Annotated in this window: 18 protein-coding genes and 1 tRNA gene; 4 read left to right on the top strand and 15 right to left on the bottom strand. The window is 41.9% G+C overall.

The annotated features are described in order from the left end of the window. Positions 1-50: 50 nt before the first annotated feature. The gene (locus F1644_RS18820; protein WP_087421739.1) at positions 51-647 is read right to left on the bottom strand and encodes a recombinase family protein; all 597 of its coding nucleotides are present in this window, start codon (positions 645-647) and stop codon (positions 51-53) included. Positions 648-958: 311 nt separating this feature from the next. Here F1644_RS18820 and F1644_RS18815 point away from each other — a divergent pair, with 311 nt between their 5' ends. Then, positions 959-1,294 carry an HU family DNA-binding protein gene (locus F1644_RS18815; protein WP_317147153.1) on the top strand — a complete coding sequence of 112 codons (336 nt, stop codon included), beginning with the start codon at positions 959-961 and terminating at the stop codon, positions 1,292-1,294. A 45-nt stretch (positions 1,295-1,339) separates the two neighbouring features. Here F1644_RS18815 and pyrI read toward each other — a convergent pair whose 3' ends face one another. The 5 genes from pyrI to F1644_RS18790 form a co-directional block, all read right to left on the bottom strand. Next, the gene (pyrI, locus tag F1644_RS18810) at positions 1,340-1,798 is read right to left on the bottom strand and encodes an aspartate carbamoyltransferase regulatory subunit (RefSeq protein ID WP_162613827.1); all 459 of its coding nucleotides are present in this window, start codon (positions 1,796-1,798) and stop codon (positions 1,340-1,342) included. Positions 1,799-1,815: 17 nt separating this feature from the next. Further along, entirely contained in the window at positions 1,816-2,727 is a 912-nt protein-coding gene (gene pyrB, locus F1644_RS18805; RefSeq protein WP_087421736.1) for an aspartate carbamoyltransferase, read from the bottom strand. 325 nt (positions 2,728-3,052) lie between these two features. Beyond that, positions 3,053-4,252, bottom strand: coding sequence for a bifunctional phosphopantothenoylcysteine decarboxylase/phosphopantothenate--cysteine ligase CoaBC (gene coaBC / locus F1644_RS18800; RefSeq protein WP_087421735.1), 1,200 nt, complete (start codon positions 4,250-4,252; stop codon positions 3,053-3,055). A 132-nt stretch (positions 4,253-4,384) separates the two neighbouring features. Continuing rightward, a complete protein-coding gene (locus F1644_RS18795) occupies positions 4,385-4,738 on the bottom strand; it encodes a DNA-directed RNA polymerase subunit omega (RefSeq protein WP_027203087.1) in 354 nt (117 codons plus the stop codon). Positions 4,739-4,768: 30 nt separating this feature from the next. Further along, complete coding sequence (locus F1644_RS18790; RefSeq protein WP_087421734.1) at positions 4,769-5,578, bottom strand: outer membrane protein assembly factor BamD; 810 nt, start codon at positions 5,576-5,578, stop codon at positions 4,769-4,771. Positions 5,579-5,899: 321 nt separating this feature from the next. Here F1644_RS18790 and F1644_RS18785 point away from each other — a divergent pair, with 321 nt between their 5' ends. After that, positions 5,900-7,150, top strand: coding sequence for an aminotransferase class I/II-fold pyridoxal phosphate-dependent enzyme (locus F1644_RS18785; RefSeq protein ID WP_118304889.1), 1,251 nt, complete (start codon positions 5,900-5,902; stop codon positions 7,148-7,150). A 63-nt stretch (positions 7,151-7,213) separates the two neighbouring features. On the opposite strand, the gene F1644_RS18780 is transcribed toward F1644_RS18785, so the two are convergent. Both F1644_RS18780 and F1644_RS18775 read right to left on the bottom strand, forming a co-directional pair. After that, positions 7,214-8,428 carry an alpha/beta hydrolase family protein gene (locus tag F1644_RS18780; RefSeq protein WP_118304888.1) on the bottom strand — a complete coding sequence of 405 codons (1,215 nt, stop codon included), beginning with the start codon at positions 8,426-8,428 and terminating at the stop codon, positions 7,214-7,216. A gap of 234 nt (positions 8,429-8,662) precedes the next feature. Continuing rightward, complete coding sequence (locus tag F1644_RS18775; protein WP_118304887.1) at positions 8,663-11,392, bottom strand: WD40 repeat domain-containing protein; 2,730 nt, start codon at positions 11,390-11,392, stop codon at positions 8,663-8,665. Between the two features lie 164 nt (positions 11,393-11,556). Between F1644_RS18775 and hydE the strand changes: the two genes are divergently transcribed. Further along, a complete protein-coding gene (gene hydE, locus F1644_RS18770) occupies positions 11,557-12,618 on the top strand; it encodes a [FeFe] hydrogenase H-cluster radical SAM maturase HydE (protein WP_118304886.1) in 1,062 nt (353 codons plus the stop codon). A gap of 22 nt (positions 12,619-12,640) precedes the next feature. Here hydE and F1644_RS18765 read toward each other — a convergent pair whose 3' ends face one another. The 4 genes from F1644_RS18765 to recF form a co-directional block, all read right to left on the bottom strand. Further along, on the bottom strand, positions 12,641-13,300 hold the full coding sequence (locus F1644_RS18765; RefSeq protein ID WP_087421729.1) for a LysE family translocator: 660 nt from the start codon (positions 13,298-13,300) through the stop codon (positions 12,641-12,643). A gap of 17 nt (positions 13,301-13,317) precedes the next feature. Beyond that, on the bottom strand, positions 13,318-15,114 hold the full coding sequence (locus F1644_RS18760; protein ID WP_087421728.1) for a lysophospholipid acyltransferase family protein: 1,797 nt from the start codon (positions 15,112-15,114) through the stop codon (positions 13,318-13,320). A 26-nt stretch (positions 15,115-15,140) separates the two neighbouring features. Then, positions 15,141-15,431 carry a DUF721 domain-containing protein gene (locus F1644_RS18755; protein WP_229128248.1) on the bottom strand — a complete coding sequence of 97 codons (291 nt, stop codon included), beginning with the start codon at positions 15,429-15,431 and terminating at the stop codon, positions 15,141-15,143. Positions 15,432-15,624: 193 nt separating this feature from the next. Continuing rightward, positions 15,625-16,725, bottom strand: a complete 1,101-nt coding sequence (gene recF / locus F1644_RS18750) for a DNA replication/repair protein RecF (protein ID WP_118304885.1) — start codon at positions 16,723-16,725, stop codon at positions 15,625-15,627. Between the two features lie 218 nt (positions 16,726-16,943). On the opposite strand from recF, the gene F1644_RS18745 reads away from it, so the two are divergent. Next, positions 16,944-17,630, top strand: a complete 687-nt coding sequence (locus F1644_RS18745; RefSeq protein ID WP_087421725.1) for a tetratricopeptide repeat protein — start codon at positions 16,944-16,946, stop codon at positions 17,628-17,630. A gap of 361 nt (positions 17,631-17,991) precedes the next feature. Here the strand turns inward: F1644_RS18745 and tig are convergent, their stop codons facing one another. The 3 genes from tig to lptB form a co-directional block, all read right to left on the bottom strand. Then, the gene (tig, locus tag F1644_RS18740; RefSeq protein ID WP_118304884.1) at positions 17,992-19,344 is read right to left on the bottom strand and encodes a trigger factor; all 1,353 of its coding nucleotides are present in this window, start codon (positions 19,342-19,344) and stop codon (positions 17,992-17,994) included. A 76-nt stretch (positions 19,345-19,420) separates the two neighbouring features. Further along, positions 19,421-19,502, bottom strand: a tRNA-Leu gene (locus tag F1644_RS18735). Positions 19,503-19,566: 64 nt separating this feature from the next. Beyond that, complete coding sequence (gene lptB / locus F1644_RS18730) at positions 19,567-20,298, bottom strand: LPS export ABC transporter ATP-binding protein (RefSeq protein ID WP_087421723.1); 732 nt, start codon at positions 20,296-20,298, stop codon at positions 19,567-19,569. Positions 20,299-20,312: the final 14 nt, after the last annotated feature.

The raw sequence follows: 20,312 nt of genomic DNA, 5'->3' as shown, positions 1-20,312 counted from the left end.
TTTAATTCTCCATACAAGCTGAACGTCATGCACGTTCAGCTTTTTCTTTTTTAGAAAAGCTGATACTTTCGGTTTACAGCATAAAATGTTTCTCGTGAGATGTGATAGATTCGGCAGACAGCCGACACGGACATCCCCTCTTCAAGCAAATGGCTAATCTCTTCCCGGTTATCCAGCAATACGTTTTGCTTTCCTTTTCCCGGTGGACGTCCCAAACGTACGCCTTCCGACTTCCGGTGAGCCAAAGCTTCTTTAGTCCTCATCGAAATCAGATTATGCTCAATTTCTGCCACCAAGGCAAAAGCAAAAGCTAAAACTTTACTATTGATGCTATTGTCAAAAGCATAACCATCTTTTGTACTATATACCGTTATATTCATTTCAAGACAACGATGAAGTATCGACATTATGTCTAGCAAAGTCCGGCTTAATCGGGATAATTCAGTAACGATTAACACGTCTCCCTTTTTCAAACTTTTCAACAATCGCCCTAATTTCCGGTCATGCTCTTTCTTTTTGCCACTTACCACTTCCGTCACCCAACGGTTTACGGTCAAGTTTTTCCTTGCAGCAAATTTTTCAATTTCTTCTTTCTGATTCTCAAGATGTTGTTTCCCTGTGCTTACCCTTAAATATGCTATTGTCATAACCCTTCCGTTTTACAAAATAAATTAAAACAAAGACATTAATAGTCATTTTATAAAAAAATTCAGAATCACAAATATAAACAAACAAATCACACAGGTGTCAAGTAAAACGTTCATTAAAGTTGACACTGCTTTTTGCATGAAAGATTAGATTTTTTTATATACCTTTTCTTTCGTGTAAGGGTCTTGTTAGTAATATTTTTGCAAGAATTCATCATGTTTCTCCTAAAATTTGGTATATTTGTCTAGTAAAATGAACGTTTAGTCTGACAAATAGTTTTAAATAAGGCGTTAAATCATATGAAAATCGAATTCACATTCGGTATGTAGAATTATATAACAAATTGATTATGAACAAAAGAGAACTCACTAAAAAAGTAGCAGAAAGAAGTGGACACACCCAAGCAACTTCTGCATTAATCATTAACACTTTTATCAGTTGTATACTGGAATCTCTTGAAGCAGGTGAAAAAGTTACGATTCAAGACTTCGGAACTTTAGCTGTAAAACAACAAAAAACAAGAGAAAGGTTCAATTTGATTACCAAAAAAGTGGAAAAATATTCCTCTTACGATTACATCAAGTTTATAACCAGCAAATCGTTAAAAAACAAACAAAAAGAAAGAAGTTTAGCAACAAAAGAATAGAGATACATAAGTATCTCTATTCTTTTTGTAACTAGCTTTGTATCGTTAAATGATTACAATGTGTTCTTGATCAGTTAGTTTCTCGCAATAGTGACACTTCAACACGATAGGAGAACTCCCGACAACATCGAATTTCGTACGAACATTCTGGTTGTTGGTAATACATTTCGGGTTCACACATTTAGCAATTCCCTCCACGTGTTCTGGCACCATAACCGCTTTTTTCTCCGCAACTTCGAAATCTCTTATAATATTGATTTTTGCCGTCGGAGCAACTAAAGCCAACTTGTTTATCTCATCATCTTTCAAGAATTTATCCCAAATCTTGATAATTCCTTTTTTACCTAACTTGCTACTAATTAAATTGTAACCAAAAGTTACCGTATTCTCCAAATTCTGGATTCCCAACACGTTAATCACGTCAAATAATTTCTCTGCAGGAATATGATCTATTACCGTTCCGTTCTCCACGGCACTAACCTGTAATTCTTTCTTTGCTGCCATATCTCTTTGTTCTTTAATTACCATTTTAAATCTAATGTCTTGAAAATAATTGCTTGACGAGTGTATACCCCGTTCAAAGCCTGCTGGAAATAATATGCCTTCTTGTTATCGTCCACATCCTCGCTGATCTCATTCACACGAGGTAGCGGGTGAAGAATCCTCATGTTATCTTTTGTCCCAGCCAGCATGGAGTTTTTCAAGATATAAACATTCTTCACTTTCTCGTACTCCAACGGATCTGCAAAACGCTCCCGTTGTACGCGTGTCATATAAAGAATGTCCGCATCATTGATCACGTCATCTAGTTCGGTATGCTCGTAATAAGGAATATGCAATTCATCCAAGAATAACTTGTAGGCTTTCGGCATCTCCAATTCTTTCGGGGAAATAAAGTGGAACGTCGGGTTAAAATGGCTCATTGCCTGTAATAAAGAATGGACTGTTCTTCCGTATTTCAAGTCCCCAACCATGAAAATATTCAGATTTTCAAGGGTCCCCTGCGTTTTATAGATAGAATACAAATCCAACATGGTTTGAGTCGGGTGTTGATTGGCACCATCTCCCGCATTAATGACCGGCACATCAGCAACCTCACTGGCAAAACGGGCTGCACCCTCCAAAGGATGACGCATCACAATCAAGTCGCAGTAGTTATCCACCATCTTGGTCGTATCTTTCAATGATTCCCCTTTTGTCGTACTAGAGGATGAAGCATCGGAAAATCCGACAATACGACCTCCCATTCTACTAATAGCTGTTTCGAAACTCAAACGCGTACGAGTAGATGGCTCGAAAAACAGGGAAGCAACCACCTTACCCTCTAATAAATTACGATTTGGGTTTTTCTCAAATTCAGAAGCTATTTTCAATACTTCCAAAATGTCCTCTTTCGAGTAGTCGGTAATGGATACTAAGCTACGTTTATTCATAATTCTATATATTAAAAGTGTTTATGTTCGTTCATACTCTCCCATATAAAAAAAAACCAACAATGTCAACTAACGACAATGTTGGTTTTCTGTATCTTGTTAAAACAACGACTATGTCTCTGCCTAAACTGCAGGCATAAAAACAATCTTCGCCGAATATTTTGATGTTCTATCTTCATATCGGAATACAAAATTATGCATAATTTCCATCCGAACAAAACGATTTTCCAATTTATTTTCCAAAATATTTCTCACAAAAACGAGAATTCCTGCAAACGAACCAGTTACAAGAAAAAAAATTCACCCCCAAAATCCCATGTATAAACTATAACCGGGAAGCAATCTGATCGACTATATCTTTAGCTACCTCCACCTTTGTCTTCAACTCATAGACAGTCTTATCTCCCGCTTTATCCAGAATTGTCACCTTATTCGTATCTACACTAAAACCCGCTCCCTTATCATTCAAACTGTTCAAGACGATCATATCCAAATTCTTTCGTTGCATCTTAGAAAGAGCGTTCATCTCTTCATCATTCGTTTCCAAGGCAAACCCGACTAATAATTGCGACACAGTTTTTATTCTTCCTAATTCAGCAGCAATATCTTTTGTCGGTAGCAATTCCAGCAACAGATCATCCTTACCCCGTTTAATTTTGTGATCGGCTTTTTCCTTCGGGGTAAAATCAGCCACAGCAGCACTCAAAACCGCGACATCACTGTTGACAAACTCTTTTGACGTTACTTCGTACATCTGAGCTGCAGACTCCACGTCCACCCGACGAATCGCAGGGTGACTCGTTTTCAGATTTACAGGACCACACACAAGCACCACTTCTGCCCCCCGTCCTGCAAGTTCCTCCGCAATAGCCAAGCCCATTTTTCCAGAAGAGTAATTCCCGATAAAACGTACAGGATCTATTTTCTCGTAAGTAGGCCCTGCCGTTACCACAACTTTTTTACCTTTGAAATCCGCCTGCCGAGCAAAATAATCAGTAATAAAAGCAACTATCCTTTCCGGTTCCTCCATTCGTCCTTTCCCTATCAACCCACTAGCCAGTTCCCCACTTTCCGGTTCGATAATAATATTACCAAAAGATTGCAATACCTTCAAATTCCGCTGCGTTGCCGGATGTTTATACATATCCAAATCCATTGCCGGAGCAACCATCACCGGACATTTTGCAGACAAATATGTCGTTAGCAAAAGATTATCTGCTATACCTCCCGCCATCTTTCCAATCGTGTTCGCAGAGGCCGGAGCTATCAGATACAAATCTGCCCACAACCCCAAATCAACATGAGAGTTCCAATCCCCATTTTCCGGGTTATAAAAATCGACCATAATCGGACTCTTGGAAAGAGTCGCCATTGTCAAGGGAGTAATAAACTCTTTCGCCAAGGGGGTCATAACCACTTTCACGCTCGCCCCTTCTTTCACAAGCAGACGAGTTAATGTTGCGGCCTTGTACGCGGCAATACTGCCCGTCACTCCCAATATAATATGTTTTCCTTTTAACATCACTTATTTATAACGTTATAAATTCACGTTTCTCGAATTCAAATACTAAAGAAAGATGAACTGCTTGGCAAATTTAAAACAAAAAACCTGAAAGTATAACACTCTCAGGTATATTCTTTTCCTTAAAGACAGGGGCTATTCCTCGTCTGCATTATTTGCATCACCTTTCTCTTTCGAGGAAACACGGAAATAAATGTCCCCGTCCTCAAATTCTTGGGTAGCAATCAACACGGGTTTCGGCAAACGCTCGTAATACTTGGAAATCTCGATCTGTTCCCGATTTTCAAATATCTCTTCCAAATTATCCGCATAAGAGGCAAACTCTTGAAGTTTCCTACTTAACTCCTCTTTCATTTCAACCGAAATCTGATTAGCCCTTTTACCGATCACGGCTACTGCCTCGTAGATGTTATCCGCTTTACTGGCCAATGATGCAGGATTCCGGGTAATAGTATTATTCGGCGCTTTAACTTTCTTAAAATCTACCATGGTTAATTTGAATATTATTGTTTTATCTGGTTATTCTTCTTCATCAACATCATACGGTTTCAAGAACTCGTTGATGATTTCATATTTTCGAGCCATTTCCTTGGCATAACGACTTTCCGGGTATTCATCAAGGAAATAATAATACTCCTCTTTAGCCGCATTATAACGTTCGTATTGTTTATCTTCAACACTATTTACAGCCATCTCGTACTTGGAATTGAACAACATGTACATGATTTCTTCCCGATATTTAGATCCAGGGTAATCCTTTAAACAATTCTCAAGACTCACTACGGCCGATTTATATTTTTCTCTCAAATAGTAATTTCTCGCACTCAAATAATCCTTGTAAGACAACTTGTCCCTCATCTCATCCATGTATTCATGAATTTGCTCTTTACGGGAACTGTTCGGGTAACGGCTCAAATAAAGTTGAAAACTTTCCATTGCTTTCTCTGTCACGGTCTGATCCAATCTCGCTTTCGGAGAAGCCAAGAAATTACAATACCCGATCATGTATAAACATTCTTCCACGTAGGAACTTTCCGGATAAATAGAAACGAATTGTTTAAACAATTCTGCCGCAACTTCATAATCTTTTTGGTTATAACTACAGAAAGCCCGGTAATAAGCCACACTCTGAGCCTTGGATGTTCCCTGAAAAACCATCCGAATTCCATCGAATAAATTGGATGCTTTCGTGTAATCTCCATTATTATAATACTCTACCGCTTTCTTATACATGGCCTGAGAATCACCACTTTTTAAGAGTTTCTGATACTCACTACATGAACTCATCAAAATTATCACAAGCAGAAATCCTATAAAATTCTTCATCATAAAGTGCCTTTTTTGCATCACGCAAAGATAAATTATAAATATCAATCCACAAAATAATTTACAACTTATGATTGACTATTTATGATCAAAGCAAGATAAAAATTAAAAACAAAAAGAGGCAAGTATCTATAACCTGCCACTTGTAACTTGTACGGCAGTCTATTTTTCTGCAACTGCATAAAAACCGACTAAGTATTTAAACGTATTTCCACTCCCGAAACCGCAACTTTTCAAAAGAACTTATTTGGAATACATTTTTTTAGTTACCTTTGTTTCCACATTGTAAATAATAAGATTAAGAATTTCAAAATATTTATCGAAGTGGACATTTTTGAAAGAGTAAGACAACAGAAGGGAAACATTGGTCAATATGCCAAACAAGCTCATGGCTATTTCTCTTTCCCGAAATTAGAGGGCGAAATTGGTCCCCGCATGAAATTCCGCGGTAAGGAAGTTTTAAACTGGAGTTTAAATAATTATATCGGTCTTGCAAACGACCCGGAAGTGCGTAAAGCTGACGCCGAGGCTGCTGCAAAATATGGTATGGCTTACCCGATGGGGGCACGTATGATGAGTGGGCAAACTTCTCGTCACGAGTACTTGGAATCTCAATTAGCAGAATTTGTGGGAAAACCGGACGCTTTCTTATTAAACTTCGGTTACCAGGGAATGGTTTCTATCATTGATGCCATGACCAGCCGTCATGATTGTATCGTGTACGATGCTGAAGACCATGCTTGTATCATGGACGGTCTTCGTTTGTCTCCGGCAAAAAGATATGTGTACCAGCATAATGACATGGAAAGCTTGCGTAAACAACTGGAAAGAGCAACCAAATGGGTAGAAAACACCGGTGGTGGTATCTTGGTGATTACGGAAGGTTTATTCGGTATGGCAGGTGACCTTGGTAAATTGGACGAGATTGTAGCTTTAAAGAAAGACTTCAATTTCCGTTTACTCGTGGATGACGCTCACGGATTCGGAACCATGGGACCTCACGGAGCCGGAACAGGAGATCATTTCGGTGTAATGGACGGTATCGACCTTTACTTTGCAACCTTTGCTAAAGCAATGGCAGGTATCGGTGCATTCATCGCTTGTGATGAAGATATTTGTATGTATTTGAGATATAACATGCGTTCTCAGACCTTCGCAAAATCACTCCCGATGCCTATGGTTGAAGGTGCGATCAAACGTTTGGAACTATTGAGAACTAAACCGGAATTGCGTGAAAAATTATGGACGATCGTAAGAGCTCTCCAAGCCGGATTAAAAGCTGACGGATTGAATATCGGAAGAACCAATTCTCCGGTTACTCCTGTCTATTTGTCCGGTAGTGTGGCTGAAGGAACACAGGTTGCCATGGATTTAAGAGAGAACTATAACTTGTTCTGTTCTATCGTAGTTTATCCGGTTATCCCGAAAGGTCAATTATTACTCCGCTTGATCCCAACAGCTATGCACACCTTGGAAGACGTGGAATACACGGTAAAAGCGTTCAAGAATGTTGCCCAAAAGTTAGCTAACGGAGAATACAACAAAGACGTGGTTGTTGATGCAAACGCTTTATAAAGTAATACTTTCATATAAAAAAGGAGTCCTCGAAAAATCGAGGACTCCTTTTTTATATGAAAGTTATTTTATTTCCACATCCACGTACCCGCTAAACATCAATTCCCGGTCTCCCCTTTCCTGCAAAGTTTTTGCCAAGCATCCCATCGTTCTCTCCACCTTCCCCTCAAACAACGTCCTTCCTTGATAAGTAACCTTTACCGGCTTATCCATATCCACCATCTTATCATTCAGATAAACTCTTAATTTCGGATAATCACTCTTCACGATTTTCACTTCATTTCCGGCAAGTTCCGCCACCACGGTCATTCCCGGACGAGCATCTGCCGGATTTACTCCCACCCAGTACATGGACGGACGAACCACCTCTTCCTGACGCCAGACAATCTCTTTCGGCAAAGCATTTCTTTTGTATTTAGCCATCCACGCAATTGCTGCCGTATCTGCCCGATCCATCCAATGCCCCTTGCCTTTCACAATATGCGTTTCGTGTATATACCCTTCCGGCTCCACTTGCTGTAAAGAATCCAACACGTTCCCTTTCGCTACCGCCAACTTATTCCGGTCGTATGCCCCGTCATTTTCTCCCATCCAGATCATAAAAGGAACGTGACGCAAATTCACCTGCGAAGCTTCTCCCGGATGCCCGGCCATCATCGAGGCTGCCGCCCAGCGATCGGCCATACGGGGTGCCATTCTCCACACACCATCTCCACCGGCAGAATACCCCAACAGATATACCTTATCCGGATTCACCCCCATCTCCACGATAGCCGTTTGAATCAACGCCTCGAAGAACTCGTCCAATCCCGGTTTAAACCACATATTCCAATCATCCCAAGGCGCCCTCGGGGCCACATAAACTCCTTCCGCCGGCTCGTACAAACGAATCTGATTCTGCCATTGCTGGGTGTTTAATGCCTCCGGAGCATTACCCCCTCCATGCATGGATATGTACAGGCAACGCCCATCCGCCGGTTTCTCACCAAATACCCGGTAATCAAACTTCATCTGTAACCCCTCCCGGTTAAAAGTTTTCAATCCCCAAGAACGATGATATTTCTCTTTAATCTCTTTTTCCCATGCCTCAACCAGTACAATCCCGGCATCCCGGGCCCCTGTTGCTGTCAATTTTTTCTTGGCAAACCCTTGCCCCGCCACACTTTCCAACTTATTTTTTTCCAAATAGTTTCTCAACTTTCCCACGTTTTGTGCAAAGGCACTACCAGCAATCAATGTCACCCAAAATAAAGCTAACCCGAATTTTATCATTTTCATACAATAACGCTTATATACATTTTTTCTATTGCAAGTTTACCATTAATTTCAAAAAAAAGCAAAAAAACAACAATATCCATGTAACGCCATGTTAGCGAAACAGATACACTTACATCTATTCGTTATCCATCCGATATACACCCCTTCTTGGGAACGAAGAACTATCGAAGAGACATCTCGCCCTTAACGAACAGGTACAAGCGTTGGTAAAAAGTTGGTAAAGAACAAACACGACTATCGCAAAACCCGGTATTTCAACAAATGCGTCCCGTCACTCCCGGCGAACAAATAAAATCCTGCATTTCCCTTATCCCCGAAAGCGATCGAAAACGGGGAATTTCCACGTATAGGAAAACCTTTGGAAACATCTTTCATATCCAACAAGAAAAGACGTTCCCCTTTACCATCCATAACCCCAATTCTCGAATCCCGGGCCGAGAAACGATAAACATACGGGAAACTCAGCTCGGCATTTTCCCAGCATTTCTCCAACAGCAATTTACCTTGAACATCATACACGCAAAGCATATCTTTCCGAGAATAAACAAACTCATCCTGCCCGTCACTATTAATATCTTCCACGTTGAGTATTCCGCCACCGACCATTTTCTCTCCCTTGACCCGCTCGACACGGCCCCGGAAATCAACCAGTACGATCTCCCCGTTAATATCCGAGAAAGCGATCTTCATCTGACCATCCTGCCTCGTCAAGTACAAAGGCGTGTTACCGGATAAATTCAACAGGGTAGACACCTTCACCCGTTCTTTTCCCTTACGATCCAGGATATACAAACGATACTGGTCTGCATACACAAGATAATCCTTTCCATCCACCCGGAAATGATAGATTTTAGATACAATATCATTGTCACTCTTTGGCACATCCCAACCTTTCACGAAATTACCCGACAACTCGTACAAATACACGTGATGATCCACCCCGGGAGCAAATACCCGATAATTCTTGTTATTCTCGTAATCAGCCACAGAAATTCCCTGTTCGCAAGAAGACTTGAACGCCAGCGGGAAACGAGGTAAATAATTACCATTACGATCAATCAAATAAAGATGGCTTGGTGTAGAAAATAAATATTGTAACTTCCCGTTTTTAAACATATCTACTTGATAAACCTCACTATTGATCTTCCCCTCGATCGGCAATTTCCACAAAATACGTCCCACGTCATTAATCAAGTAAATCGTGTTTCCCTCGTCCTGCACGAAAAGTTCACGTTCTCCCGTGTTATGATTCACCACGATTGCCGGTTTCATACTCATTCTGGCATCCAATCGTGTCTGCCACATGATCTGAGCCTGTTTCTGCTCCACCTCTTCCGTACTTAAAAACAACGTGTGATACAGCATATCACCCTCGCACACCCATTGTAACCCAAGAGAAGAAAATACCTCCATCCCCTCTTTATTTCTCTCTAACAACTCACGCAAAGTCCCTTTAGTCACCTGTTCGTAATAAGGTAACATCGAAACCATCTCGGACAAATACATCCAGTTAAACTTCGAGGACAATTTCGTTCTCAACTTCTGGTACCATTCCTGCTCTCTCACGCTCAAACGACGCATATAATCACTCGCAAACGCTTGAAGACCTCTTTCAGAAGAAGCAAACACCACGTAATTATCCTCCACCAACACATAATTCGTTGCTATTCCTCCCAACACGTATCCCCACATCACGCCGGCAAAATCGGGAACAGGCATCTTAAAGTAACTCACTTTTTTATCTTTATCCAAGGCAAATGAACGATATAACGAAATTTCAGAAGTCCCGGACTTCGAGGCATACGATTTTAACATCTTTTCCAGTAATCCTCTAGCTAGGCTCCCGGCTTTCACGTGAACCACCACGATCCCTTCCTCCTGTTTCCGGCTCGCGTCATAAGAAAGCGTCCCTTTTCCCCATTCACCTTTCAACAAAGCCTGCCACTCTTCCTCCAATTTATCCCCGAAAAGACGGGCAAACTCCTGTTTTCTTTTCCGAACATTCTCGATCTGTCCCGCCCCATAACGATAAGCCTCAAGAGATGCCAGATAATTCTTCACGTCATTCAGAGCCAGAATACTAACACTTTTCACGTTGGCAGGCATCACGGCATCCAGTTTGGAATCCTGGGGAAGTTGTCCCTTAAAGGCAACGGGGAAAGCGGCTTTCAACCCGTCATAATGCACAAAACCGTTAAAACTGACGCCACTCGGTTTTATTTCACCATCTAACGCCCCCCACTTGAACCACTTGGCAATATTCGTCTGTTTAGCAATAAAATCCTTCTGCAATAACAAAGGAAGTAGATCGGAAAAACAAGTCGTGTTCAAGAACACGTTCAGACCGGCTCCCGCGGAGAAATAACGATTCACGTTTTTAAAACGAGGCGCCCCGTCTTTCTCATCTTCACCGGGATTACTCAACTGGTTCACAGCATCCTCCACGTATAGCTCGGAGTTAGAAACCAGCACCATACCACCGACAACAGCGTAACACACCTCATCCTTTCCCCGACTTGCCAAGTATATCTTCTGGTTATTATATTTTCGCTCTTTCACCTGCACCCCGGCAAACATTTTTTGCAAAAAAGCATGTACATCCCCCCTGGAAAACAAGCCACTTCGGTTTAACACATACAAAAACCGAATCGTTTGTTTTCCCTCCACCCGAATCGCCATCACGTAGGAAGAAGTATCTACCTGAGACACCTGTTTCAACGTATCCACCACCCGACACAACATACTTTCCCGGAACGTCTTGATCTCCCGGTCAAAAGCAATAGCAATCTTTGATGACAAATTTGCGTTCGCATTCACATTAACCACAATAGCAGAATTATAGGGAATAAACGATTCCTTCGGGACATCAACCTCCCGTTCCCGCTCGTTCACCCACCATAGCGCAAATCCTATTCCTCCGAGAAGGACAACTCCAAAAACGATTAATGCAATTTTCTTCACCATTTTAGTCAGTTTATAAAGTTCATAAGGTACATAAAGTTTATAAAGTACTTTACGAACCTTATAACTTTATAAACCTTATAAACGAAAAAAAGCTTCGCTTTTTTCATTGGAACAAATTTAGTAAAATCGAGCCTTTTTCCTACTTTTGTAAAAAGGAAAATCGCATGAAAAAAATATATACGCTGCCGGAACTGGAAAATATGCTGACTTGTCGGGGAGAAGAAGAAAACCGGCTTTACTCGGAATCGAAAAGAATAAAGAACGAAACCATCGGTAACAACGTCTACCTCCGGGGATTAATTGAAATCTCTAACATCTGTACCAAAGATTGTTTTTATTGCGGCATCCGGAAATCCAACACGGAAACAGCCCGATATGCACTTTCGGACAAGGAAATTCTTGATGCTGCAGACTTCGCCTATACACATCATTTCGGTTCCATCGTGTTACAGGGTGGGGAACGTTCCGATAAAGCATTTGTAGATCGAACTACCCGTTTATTGCAAGAAATCAAAAAGAACAGTAACAACGAGCTAGGCGTCACCCTTTCACTGGGAGAACAAACGGAAGACTCTTACAAGCGCTGGAAAGATGCTGGGGCACATCGTTATTTGTTGCGCATCGAAACATCCAATCCAGAATTATACGCCAAGATTCACCCGAACAACCCGCTCCATTCTCACACTACCCGGTTGAGATGCCTGGAAAGCCTGCAACGCTGCGGGTATCAAACAGGAACCGGAGTGATGATCGGATTGCCTTTTCAAACAATCACCGATCTGGCAAATGACTTACTATTCCTGCAATCCATGGACATCGATATGGTAGGTATGGGGCCTTACCTGGAACACCATGCCACCCCCTTGTACGAGTATCGTCATCTACTCCTTTCCCTCCAGGAAAGACTGCGTCTGTCCATTCACATGGTCGCCGCCCTCCGGATTCTCATGCCGGACATTAACATCGCTGCCACCACGGCCCTCCAGGCCATTGAACCTGCCGGGAGAGAAAAAGCACTGGAAATCGGGGCAAACGTGGTGATGCCAAACATCACTCCCACAACGAACCGCACCCTTTATAAACTTTACGAGAATAAACCGGGGACCCACGAGGGTGCCGCGGAATCCATGCGCAAACTGGAAGAAAGTATCCTGAAAAGCGGCTGTAAAGTAGCCTACGGGGTCTGGGGGGACTCCCGGCATTTTCAATCAAGAACGGAAAATTAAATTCAAAATCCGAACCGGGTAATCAATGAATCACCAGATTTTTAAAAGGAGCGAAAGCAGCTAAAATAACCAGCGCACCCAAAATCGTGATAACTAACCCAGAAACTCGGTTAATCGTGATTAACACGCGTAACCGGAACTTCTTACGAAAGATATTTACCAAAGTCGAGAGCGTGTACCACCACACGCCACCGCCTAACAACACCCCAATCACCACCAACAACTCCCCCAGCATAGAAGAAGATTCCCCGAAAACGGACATTCCGGCAAAAACAGCCATAAAAACGACCACCGTGATCGGATTGGAAACCGTCAAGAAAAACAATGAAAGATAATCTCCCAACAACCCGGTCTTACTCACCCGGCCCTGACGTCGTTGACGGATCTGGCGAATCGGGTTATCAAAATAGATTTTTAACCCGATACACAGAAGAAAAATCCCACCGATAATTTGTAATAATAGCTCATGAGTCTGCACGGTATTTATCACGTATCCCAATCCGAATGCCGCCACCGAAGCGTAAAAGAAATCCGCAGAGGCAGCTCCCATTCCGGCAATAAAACCTGATAGCGCACCCTTATGCAAGGTTTTCTGGATAATTAATACACCCATCGGACCTAATGGTATTGACACCATTAAACCAACCAACATTCCCTTGAAAAGATACAAAATATCGTACATGCTATTCTATCGGAAATTTACAGTTCCACACTATCCGAGGAAAATCGACTCAATATCGTGTCATCATTTATCTCTTTTGACAACGACTCGATCGTCTTCATCGGCACGTCAAAAATATCTAAAATAAGTAAACCATCCAAGCACATATTAAACTTAGGATCGATATTAAAACCGATAATCTTGGCATTCAACGAAATATATTTCTTCAGTAAGACCGGTAACTTATCGCTCGATGGCTCGATATCCCCGATCATCTTGTCCAGCACGGATATATCCTTTTGGGCAGCATCCAACATTACCTGTACCCCGGGTTCTTCTGAATGTACTTGATACTTGGAACGAGGGATCACATATTTCGCCAGTTCATGACTATAATGATTTTCTTGGATAAAACGCATAATCAGCTCTTTCGATACTTCCGTGTACTTCCCGCTGATGGTCACCGGACCGATCAGATAACGATACTCAGGGTTCTTCAATAAGAAATAAAGAATACCTTTCCACAACATGAACAAGGGAAGCGGTTTACGCTGGTACTCCTCCGTGATAAAAGAACGTCCCAGCTCGATCGACTCGTACAACACGGGTAACATCTCTTTCCGCATCTTAAACAACGAATTGATATAAAATCCCTTCATCCCGTAACGGTCAACAATCTCCTTTCCTTTCCCCACGCGATAAGCCCCGACAATTTTCTCCTCTTCCCGGTCCCAAATAAACAGGTGATAGTAATAAAGATCATATTCATCCAGGTCAATACTACGATTCGTACCTTCACCCACCGCACGGAAAGTAACTTCCCGCAAACGCCCGATCTCGTTCAACACGTTCGGAATCTTCACGGAAGGAGAACAATATATATCGTAATTTTTCATGTTAAACAACAAGTAATCTTCAGCGATACCCTCGATTTCTTTCTTTAATACCGCACTCTCTGTCTCTGCTGCAACCGGTTCTGCTTTAGGCATTGCTTTTTGTGATTTAATAAAAAACTTCTTTACTTCTAACGCAGATCCCAACAAATAGGTTTTCGCCCGCAAAAATTTGCCATACTGGGCTATATCGTGGAAAGTATTCTGAGTTTCCACGCTGATCGGATTCCCGATTCTTAACTTCACCACCCGGTTTTTCTTATTCAATAACTCGGAAGGCAATTTAATCGTTTTCAATACCGGGTGAATCATTCCCAGCAAATAAAACAACAAACTGTTAGACCCTTTAAAATAAATCGGGATGACCGGCACTTTCGCCATCTTCACCAGCTTCAACACCGAAGAATCCCACTCTTTATCTTCCACGTGATTCGAATCAGCCTGATAAGAAGAAACCTCCCCGGCAGGGAATATCCCCAAAGGTTTTCCGTCAATGACATGACGTATTGCCTCTTTAATCACTCGCATATTCGAATCCTTCTTGCTCTCCTCCGGGTCCAACCCCAAGATATAATCCTGTAACGGAACTATTTTCTTCAAAAGGAAATTAGACATGATCTTGTAATCCGGACGCAACTTACACAGCAAACGCACCAGCACGATACCATCCAATCCCCCGAACGGGTGATTGGAAACCGTGATAAAAGTACCCTCTTTGGGAATCTTCTCCAAATCTTCCTTGCTCACGTCGATCGTCACTCCCAGAGCCTCAATCAAACTATCCAAAAGAACTTCCGGATCGTCATCATTCACCTTCACGTTCAACTTATCCAGTTTATGCAACCGCAAAATATACATCACCAACTTGGATACCAGACTTTCCCGAAACCGGTTCAACCCATGAGAGCCAAGCAAAAAATCATTCGTATCAATTAATTTCATCTATATCCTTATTAAATGTTCCATCCCTAGAACACCACAATATCTTTCACAACATGATCCCCGACCCGGTCATTCAAGGCTTTTATTAGTCCCTCTTTCACCATCAGAATCTCGTTCTTTACCACAGAAGAAGTGAAACTCACGAACACTTTTCCTTCTGAAATCCGTAAACTTTTCGTCCGGGAAGCAATCATTCCCCCCACGACATCCGGCCAAACCTGGCACACCTCCCTCTCTTTGAACTGACGGGATAAGCCCATCTGCTCCAAGTAAAGATTTACCAGTTCATCCATTGTCAACGTCTTACCCTGCTTCAAAATATTCCTATTTATTATGATTTTACAATTAAATTCGTTCTACAAAAATACGATTTTCTAAACAACCCCAACTATTTTAGATTTTAAATTTTAGATTCCACTAAATTTAGTGATTTATAATTTACGATTAGGTGATTCTTTCTCACCAACTAACACATTTTAATCATGGAATCATAGGATCGTAAATCATAAATCACAAATCCATCACTTCACCTCTCTCCACATGAAATATCTTGTATTCCATGGCATGTTGTTGCAAAATTTCGTCAATATGTTCACGATTGGTATCTGTAACAAAAACCTGACCAAAGTCCGTGCTTGAAACAATTTGAATGATTTGGCTTACCCGGTCAGCATCCAGCTTATCAAAAATATCATCCAACAGTAACAATGGCTTCACCCCCTTCTGTTTCACCAAGTAAGCAAACTGTGCCAACTTCAACGCTGTCAGGAAACTCTTCTTCTGTCCTTGGGAACCCAATTTTTTCACGGGATACCCTTCTAGGCTCAAGTTTAAATCATCCCGATGCACACCCACTGTCGTATAAGTCAATATCCGGTCCCGCTCGAAACTACCACGCAATGAAGTCGGGAAATCATCATTCTTTATAGTCGTCGAATATTCCAACATAACCTTTTCCCTTCCCAACGAAACCCGGTCGTAATACACCTGAAACATCCCCTCCAACTCGGACACAAAAGCCCTACGCCGTTCAAGAATGACACGTCCGCTGTCCGCGAGTTGTTCGTCCCACACGGACAACATATCCGCATCAATGGATCGCCCCGCATATTCCTTCAAAAAACTGTTTCGCTGCATCAACACCCGGTTATAGCGGATCAACAATTGCAGGTACTCCTTATCACTCTGGCTGATCACCCCGTCAATAAAACGTCTTCTCTCCTCGCTGGCACCATCAATCAACACCACGTCCGCGGGTGAAATAATAACTAACGGTAACAACCCGATATGATCAGAAAGCCGGGTATAAGCCTTTTTATTCTTTTTAAAAATCTTCTTCTGCCCCCGCTTCACCCCGCAGTACACGTCAATCTCCTCCTCCCCGTAATCATATTGCCCTTCAATCACGAAAAAAGCCTCCCCGTGACGTATATTCTGCACATCAGGCAAGTTGAAATAGCTTTTACACATCGACAACTGGTACACGGCATCCAGAACATTAGTCTTCCCCACACCGTTATTCCCGATAAAACAATTAAACCGGGGACTACACGTGACACTCGCCTCGGCGATATTCTTATAGTTGACAATATTCAAGTTCTTTAAAATCATTCACTTCAACTGTTAGTGGTTACAAGCAACAAGTTCCAACGCGGACGTGAAACAGATGACCAAAAGTAAGGAAAAGAAGGATATAATCCGCCAGACAGATAATTTTTTGCATAAAATTTCGTGGAGCCCCTTTTGGTATCAAAAAAAAAATTAATTTTGCACGTTGACAAGCGATACGTCTAGGAATAAGAAAAGTAAATAACAAAAAACATATAAACATGTCAAAAGAGAAACAGAAACGTGCGGATGGCTTTGAACAAATTGAAGAAGCCACGATTTCGACCGAACAATTTATCGAGAAAAATCAAAAATTATTGGTAAGAGGTGTACTCGTTATTATCATCGTGGTAGGTGCAATCTTGGGATATTATAGATTCTACAAGGCCCCGATGGAACAAGAAGCGCTGAAACAAATGTTTGTTGCCGAGAACCTTTTTGAAAAAGATTCTTTCAACATGGCTCTTAACGGTGATGGAAACGCTCCCGGTTTCTTGGAGATCATTGACAAATACAGCTCTACTCCCAGCGGAAACTTAGCTAACTATTATGCGGGAATCTGCTATTTACACTTGGGAGACAACCAAAATGCCATCAAACACTTGGAAAAATTTTCTTCTGATGATGTAATTTTCTCCAGTATGGTAACGGCAAATTTGGGTGACGCTTATATGCAGTTAGGCGATTTCAAAAAAGCTTCCAGCTATTATCAAAAAGCAACTACCGGAACGACCAATATGGCTACAACCCCGGTGATCATGATGAAAGCCGGACTTGCTTTCGAAAAAGCAAACGACTACAAAAGTGCGTTGAACATGTACGAAAGATTGGAAAAAGAATTCCCCGCTTCATACGAAGCCCGTGACATCGAAAAGTACATCACTCGTGCCAAATTGAACATGAAATAAGAATCTTGAATTACTGATATAAAGCTATCCTTGAAGGATAGCTTTTTTTATGTCCATTTCTTATTTCCTAACCGATTTTCCGCTTCCCATATTTCAAGTAACTCGCATATATATTACTGGTAAGTTGCACCGGTGTCTCGTTAATATATCAATCAAACATCAGTAAAAACACGACAAAGAATCAACTGTAAACATCGATAACCTTTCGTTAACCTTTCGTTGACCTATCGTTAACCTCTTACCGAAACTATAGTGGGACTATAGCGAAAGTACGGAGCATCACAGGAACATTTCCGACAAGCTTTCAGGTAAAAAAATAACCCCGCCTCAACGAGACGGGGTCACCATTATATGGTCTTAATTACTTTTCGAACAATTTGCCGAAATCGTCCATGGATATTTCTTGTTCTTCCAGTTTCACGCCCTCCTTAATAACACTGAAAATCTTATTTTCCAATGCACGGTCGTAAAGACTGGCACGTTGTTTCTCATTCTCAAGCAAACGAACGGCAAAACCATCCAATTGCTCGTCAGATAAACCGTACAATCCGTATTGTTGTAATTGAGCGGCGGCAACTTCACGCCCAACAGCCTTCATGTCTTCGTCTTCAACTTTTATGCTATTTTCCTTGATCATATCCCCCTTGATCAACTGCCATTTGAATTCATCCCGGTAAGAATCGAAATCTTTATCGACAGCCTCTTGGGTCAATTCTTTATTGGTAGCCAACATCCAGCGTTTCAAGAATGTCTCCGGAAGAACCACATCCTCGTTTTTCTTCAACATCTTGTCACGAGCGTCTACCGTCAAACGGTACTCGCTATGAGCTTTGAACTGTTTAGCCAAGTCTTCTTTCACGCGGGCACGGAACTCCTCAACGCTCTTCACATTACCTTCCCCGTAAACTTTATCAAATAAAGCCTGATTTACTTCTGCCTCAACGTAACGTTTGATCTCGCTGATGATAAAACAGAAATCAGAAGTAATATGCTCGGCTTCTTCCTTGCTTACTTGTAACAAAGCGGCATAATCCGTTTTATTCGGATAAGCTTTTGACGGATTGAAAATCACCTCGTTTCCAGCCTGCTTACCGATAAAGATTTTCACCTGCTCTTCATCCTTCATGTGTTCAACAGATAAAGAGGCATCCTCAACATGAATTCCACCTTCTTTCGGTTTTCCATCTTCTCCCAACTCGATCAACTCACCCTTCACGTATTCTGATCCCTCAATCGTGTCAACCGGGGTCAATTCGCCATTACTCTTGCAGATGCTTTCAATCTGTTTGTCTATCATTTCATCATCCACCTTGATGATGTAATAAGGAACTTTCTCTCTTTTGCTTAACTTCACGTTCATCGCGGGAGACAAAGCGATATCATAAACGAACTCGAAACTTTCCTCGTCCAGATTCAACTCTTTCTGTTCCGTTTCACTCGGAAGTGGTTCACCCAAGATATTCAAATCGTTCTCTTGGATATAATTAGACAAACTCTCTCCGATCAACTTGTTGATCTCCTCAATCAAAACGGCTTTACCGTACATTTTCTTGATAATCCCGAAAGGGGTCTTTCCTTTCCGGAAACCATCAATCACCGCTCTCTTCTGGTAATCTTTCAACGCGTCGCTCACGCGAGTTGCGTAATCATCCTTATCCAATTGAATCTTAATGGTTGCATTAAGATCGTCGATTTGGTTCTTTGTTACATTCATACTTCTCTATGATAATACAATAATTGATAAAACAAACAAAAAGGCCACCTCATTGTAAGGCGGCCATCTCTTCAAGTGCGGGCGAAGGGACTCGAACCCCCACGCCTTGCGGCACTAGATCCTAAGTCTAGTGCGTCTACCAGTTTCGCCACGCCCGCTTGCTATTTTGACGGTGCAAATATATTGCTTTTTCGTGAAAAGCAAAACGATTTGACCGTTTTTTTATTTTTTCCTGCGTAATTCAAAGTTTTTTCCCAGATAAACCCTTCTAACTTCCGGATCATTAGCCAAATCCTCCGCAGAACCGGATTGTAAAATCCGCCCGTCATACAACAAATAAGCCCGATCGGTGATACATAATGTCTCCTGCACGTTGTGATCCGTGATCAGAATCCCGATATTTTTCTCCTTCAACTTGATCACGATACTCTGGATATCCTCCACGGCAATCGGGTCCACACCGGCAAAAGGTTCGTCCAACAGGATAAACTTCGGGGCAATCGACAAAGCCCGCGCAATCTCCGTACGCCGACGCTCACCTCCCGATAATTGAATTCCCTTGCTCTTGCGAATATGCTGTAAACCGAACTCATCCAGCATCTCCTCCAAGCGGTGACGCTGGTAATCCTTCGGTAAATTACTCATCTCCAAAACGGCCTTAATATTATCCTCCACACTCAACTGCCGGAACACGGAAGCTTCCTGGGCAAGATACCCCACTCCAAGCTGGGCTCGACGATACACGGGTTCTGTCGTGATCTCCGTGTCATCCAAGAAAATACGTCCCCCGTTCGGTTTAATCAATCCCACTATCATATAAAATGACGTGGTCTTTCCTGCCCCGTTCGGTCCCAATAACCCGACGATCTCCCCTTGTTCCACGTTCACGGAAACTCCTTTTACCACCGTACGGCTCTTGTATTTTTTTACTAAGTCCTCAGCTCTTAATTTCATATCTTACTATTTTA

The sequence above is a fragment of the Butyricimonas paravirosa genome (assembly GCF_032878955.1).
In the GTDB taxonomy this organism is placed as follows: Bacteria; Bacteroidota; Bacteroidia; order Bacteroidales; family Marinifilaceae; genus Butyricimonas; species Butyricimonas paravirosa.
Note: the sequence above shows the minus strand (reverse complement) of the source record. Positions and strands in the feature narration are given on the sequence as shown.

Bases quoted from the DNA above. Each gene is read 5' to 3' on its own strand.
- F1644_RS18820 (WP_087421739.1), bottom strand. From the start codon at position 647: ATGACAATAGCATATTTAAGGGTAAGCACAGGGAAACAACATCTTGAG.
- pyrI (WP_162613827.1), bottom strand. From the start codon at position 1,798: ATGGCAGCAAAGAAAGAATTACAGGTTAGTGCCGTGGAGAACGGAACG.
- pyrB (WP_087421736.1), bottom strand. From the start codon at position 2,727: ATGAATAAACGTAGCTTAGTATCCATTACCGACTACTCGAAAGAGGAC.
- F1644_RS18795 (WP_027203087.1), bottom strand. From the start codon at position 4,738: ATGGTAGATTTTAAGAAAGTTAAAGCGCCGAATAATACTATTACCCGG.
- F1644_RS18790 (WP_087421734.1), bottom strand. From the start codon at position 5,578: ATGATGAAGAATTTTATAGGATTTCTGCTTGTGATAATTTTGATGAGT.
- F1644_RS18780 (WP_118304888.1), bottom strand. From the start codon at position 8,428: ATGAAAATGATAAAATTCGGGTTAGCTTTATTTTGGGTGACATTGATT.
- F1644_RS18775 (WP_118304887.1), bottom strand. From the start codon at position 11,392: ATGGTGAAGAAAATTGCATTAATCGTTTTTGGAGTTGTCCTTCTCGGA.
- hydE (WP_118304886.1), top strand. From the start codon at position 11,557: ATGAAAAAAATATATACGCTGCCGGAACTGGAAAATATGCTGACTTGT.
- F1644_RS18765 (WP_087421729.1), bottom strand. From the start codon at position 13,300: ATGTACGATATTTTGTATCTTTTCAAGGGAATGTTGGTTGGTTTAATG.
- F1644_RS18760 (WP_087421728.1), bottom strand. From the start codon at position 15,114: ATGAAATTAATTGATACGAATGATTTTTTGCTTGGCTCTCATGGGTTG.
- recF (WP_118304885.1), bottom strand. From the start codon at position 16,725: ATGATTTTAAAGAACTTGAATATTGTCAACTATAAGAATATCGCCGAG.
- F1644_RS18745 (WP_087421725.1), top strand. From the start codon at position 16,944: ATGTCAAAAGAGAAACAGAAACGTGCGGATGGCTTTGAACAAATTGAA.
- tig (WP_118304884.1), bottom strand. From the start codon at position 19,344: ATGAATGTAACAAAGAACCAAATCGACGATCTTAATGCAACCATTAAG.
- lptB (WP_087421723.1), bottom strand. From the start codon at position 20,298: ATGAAATTAAGAGCTGAGGACTTAGTAAAAAAATACAAGAGCCGTACG.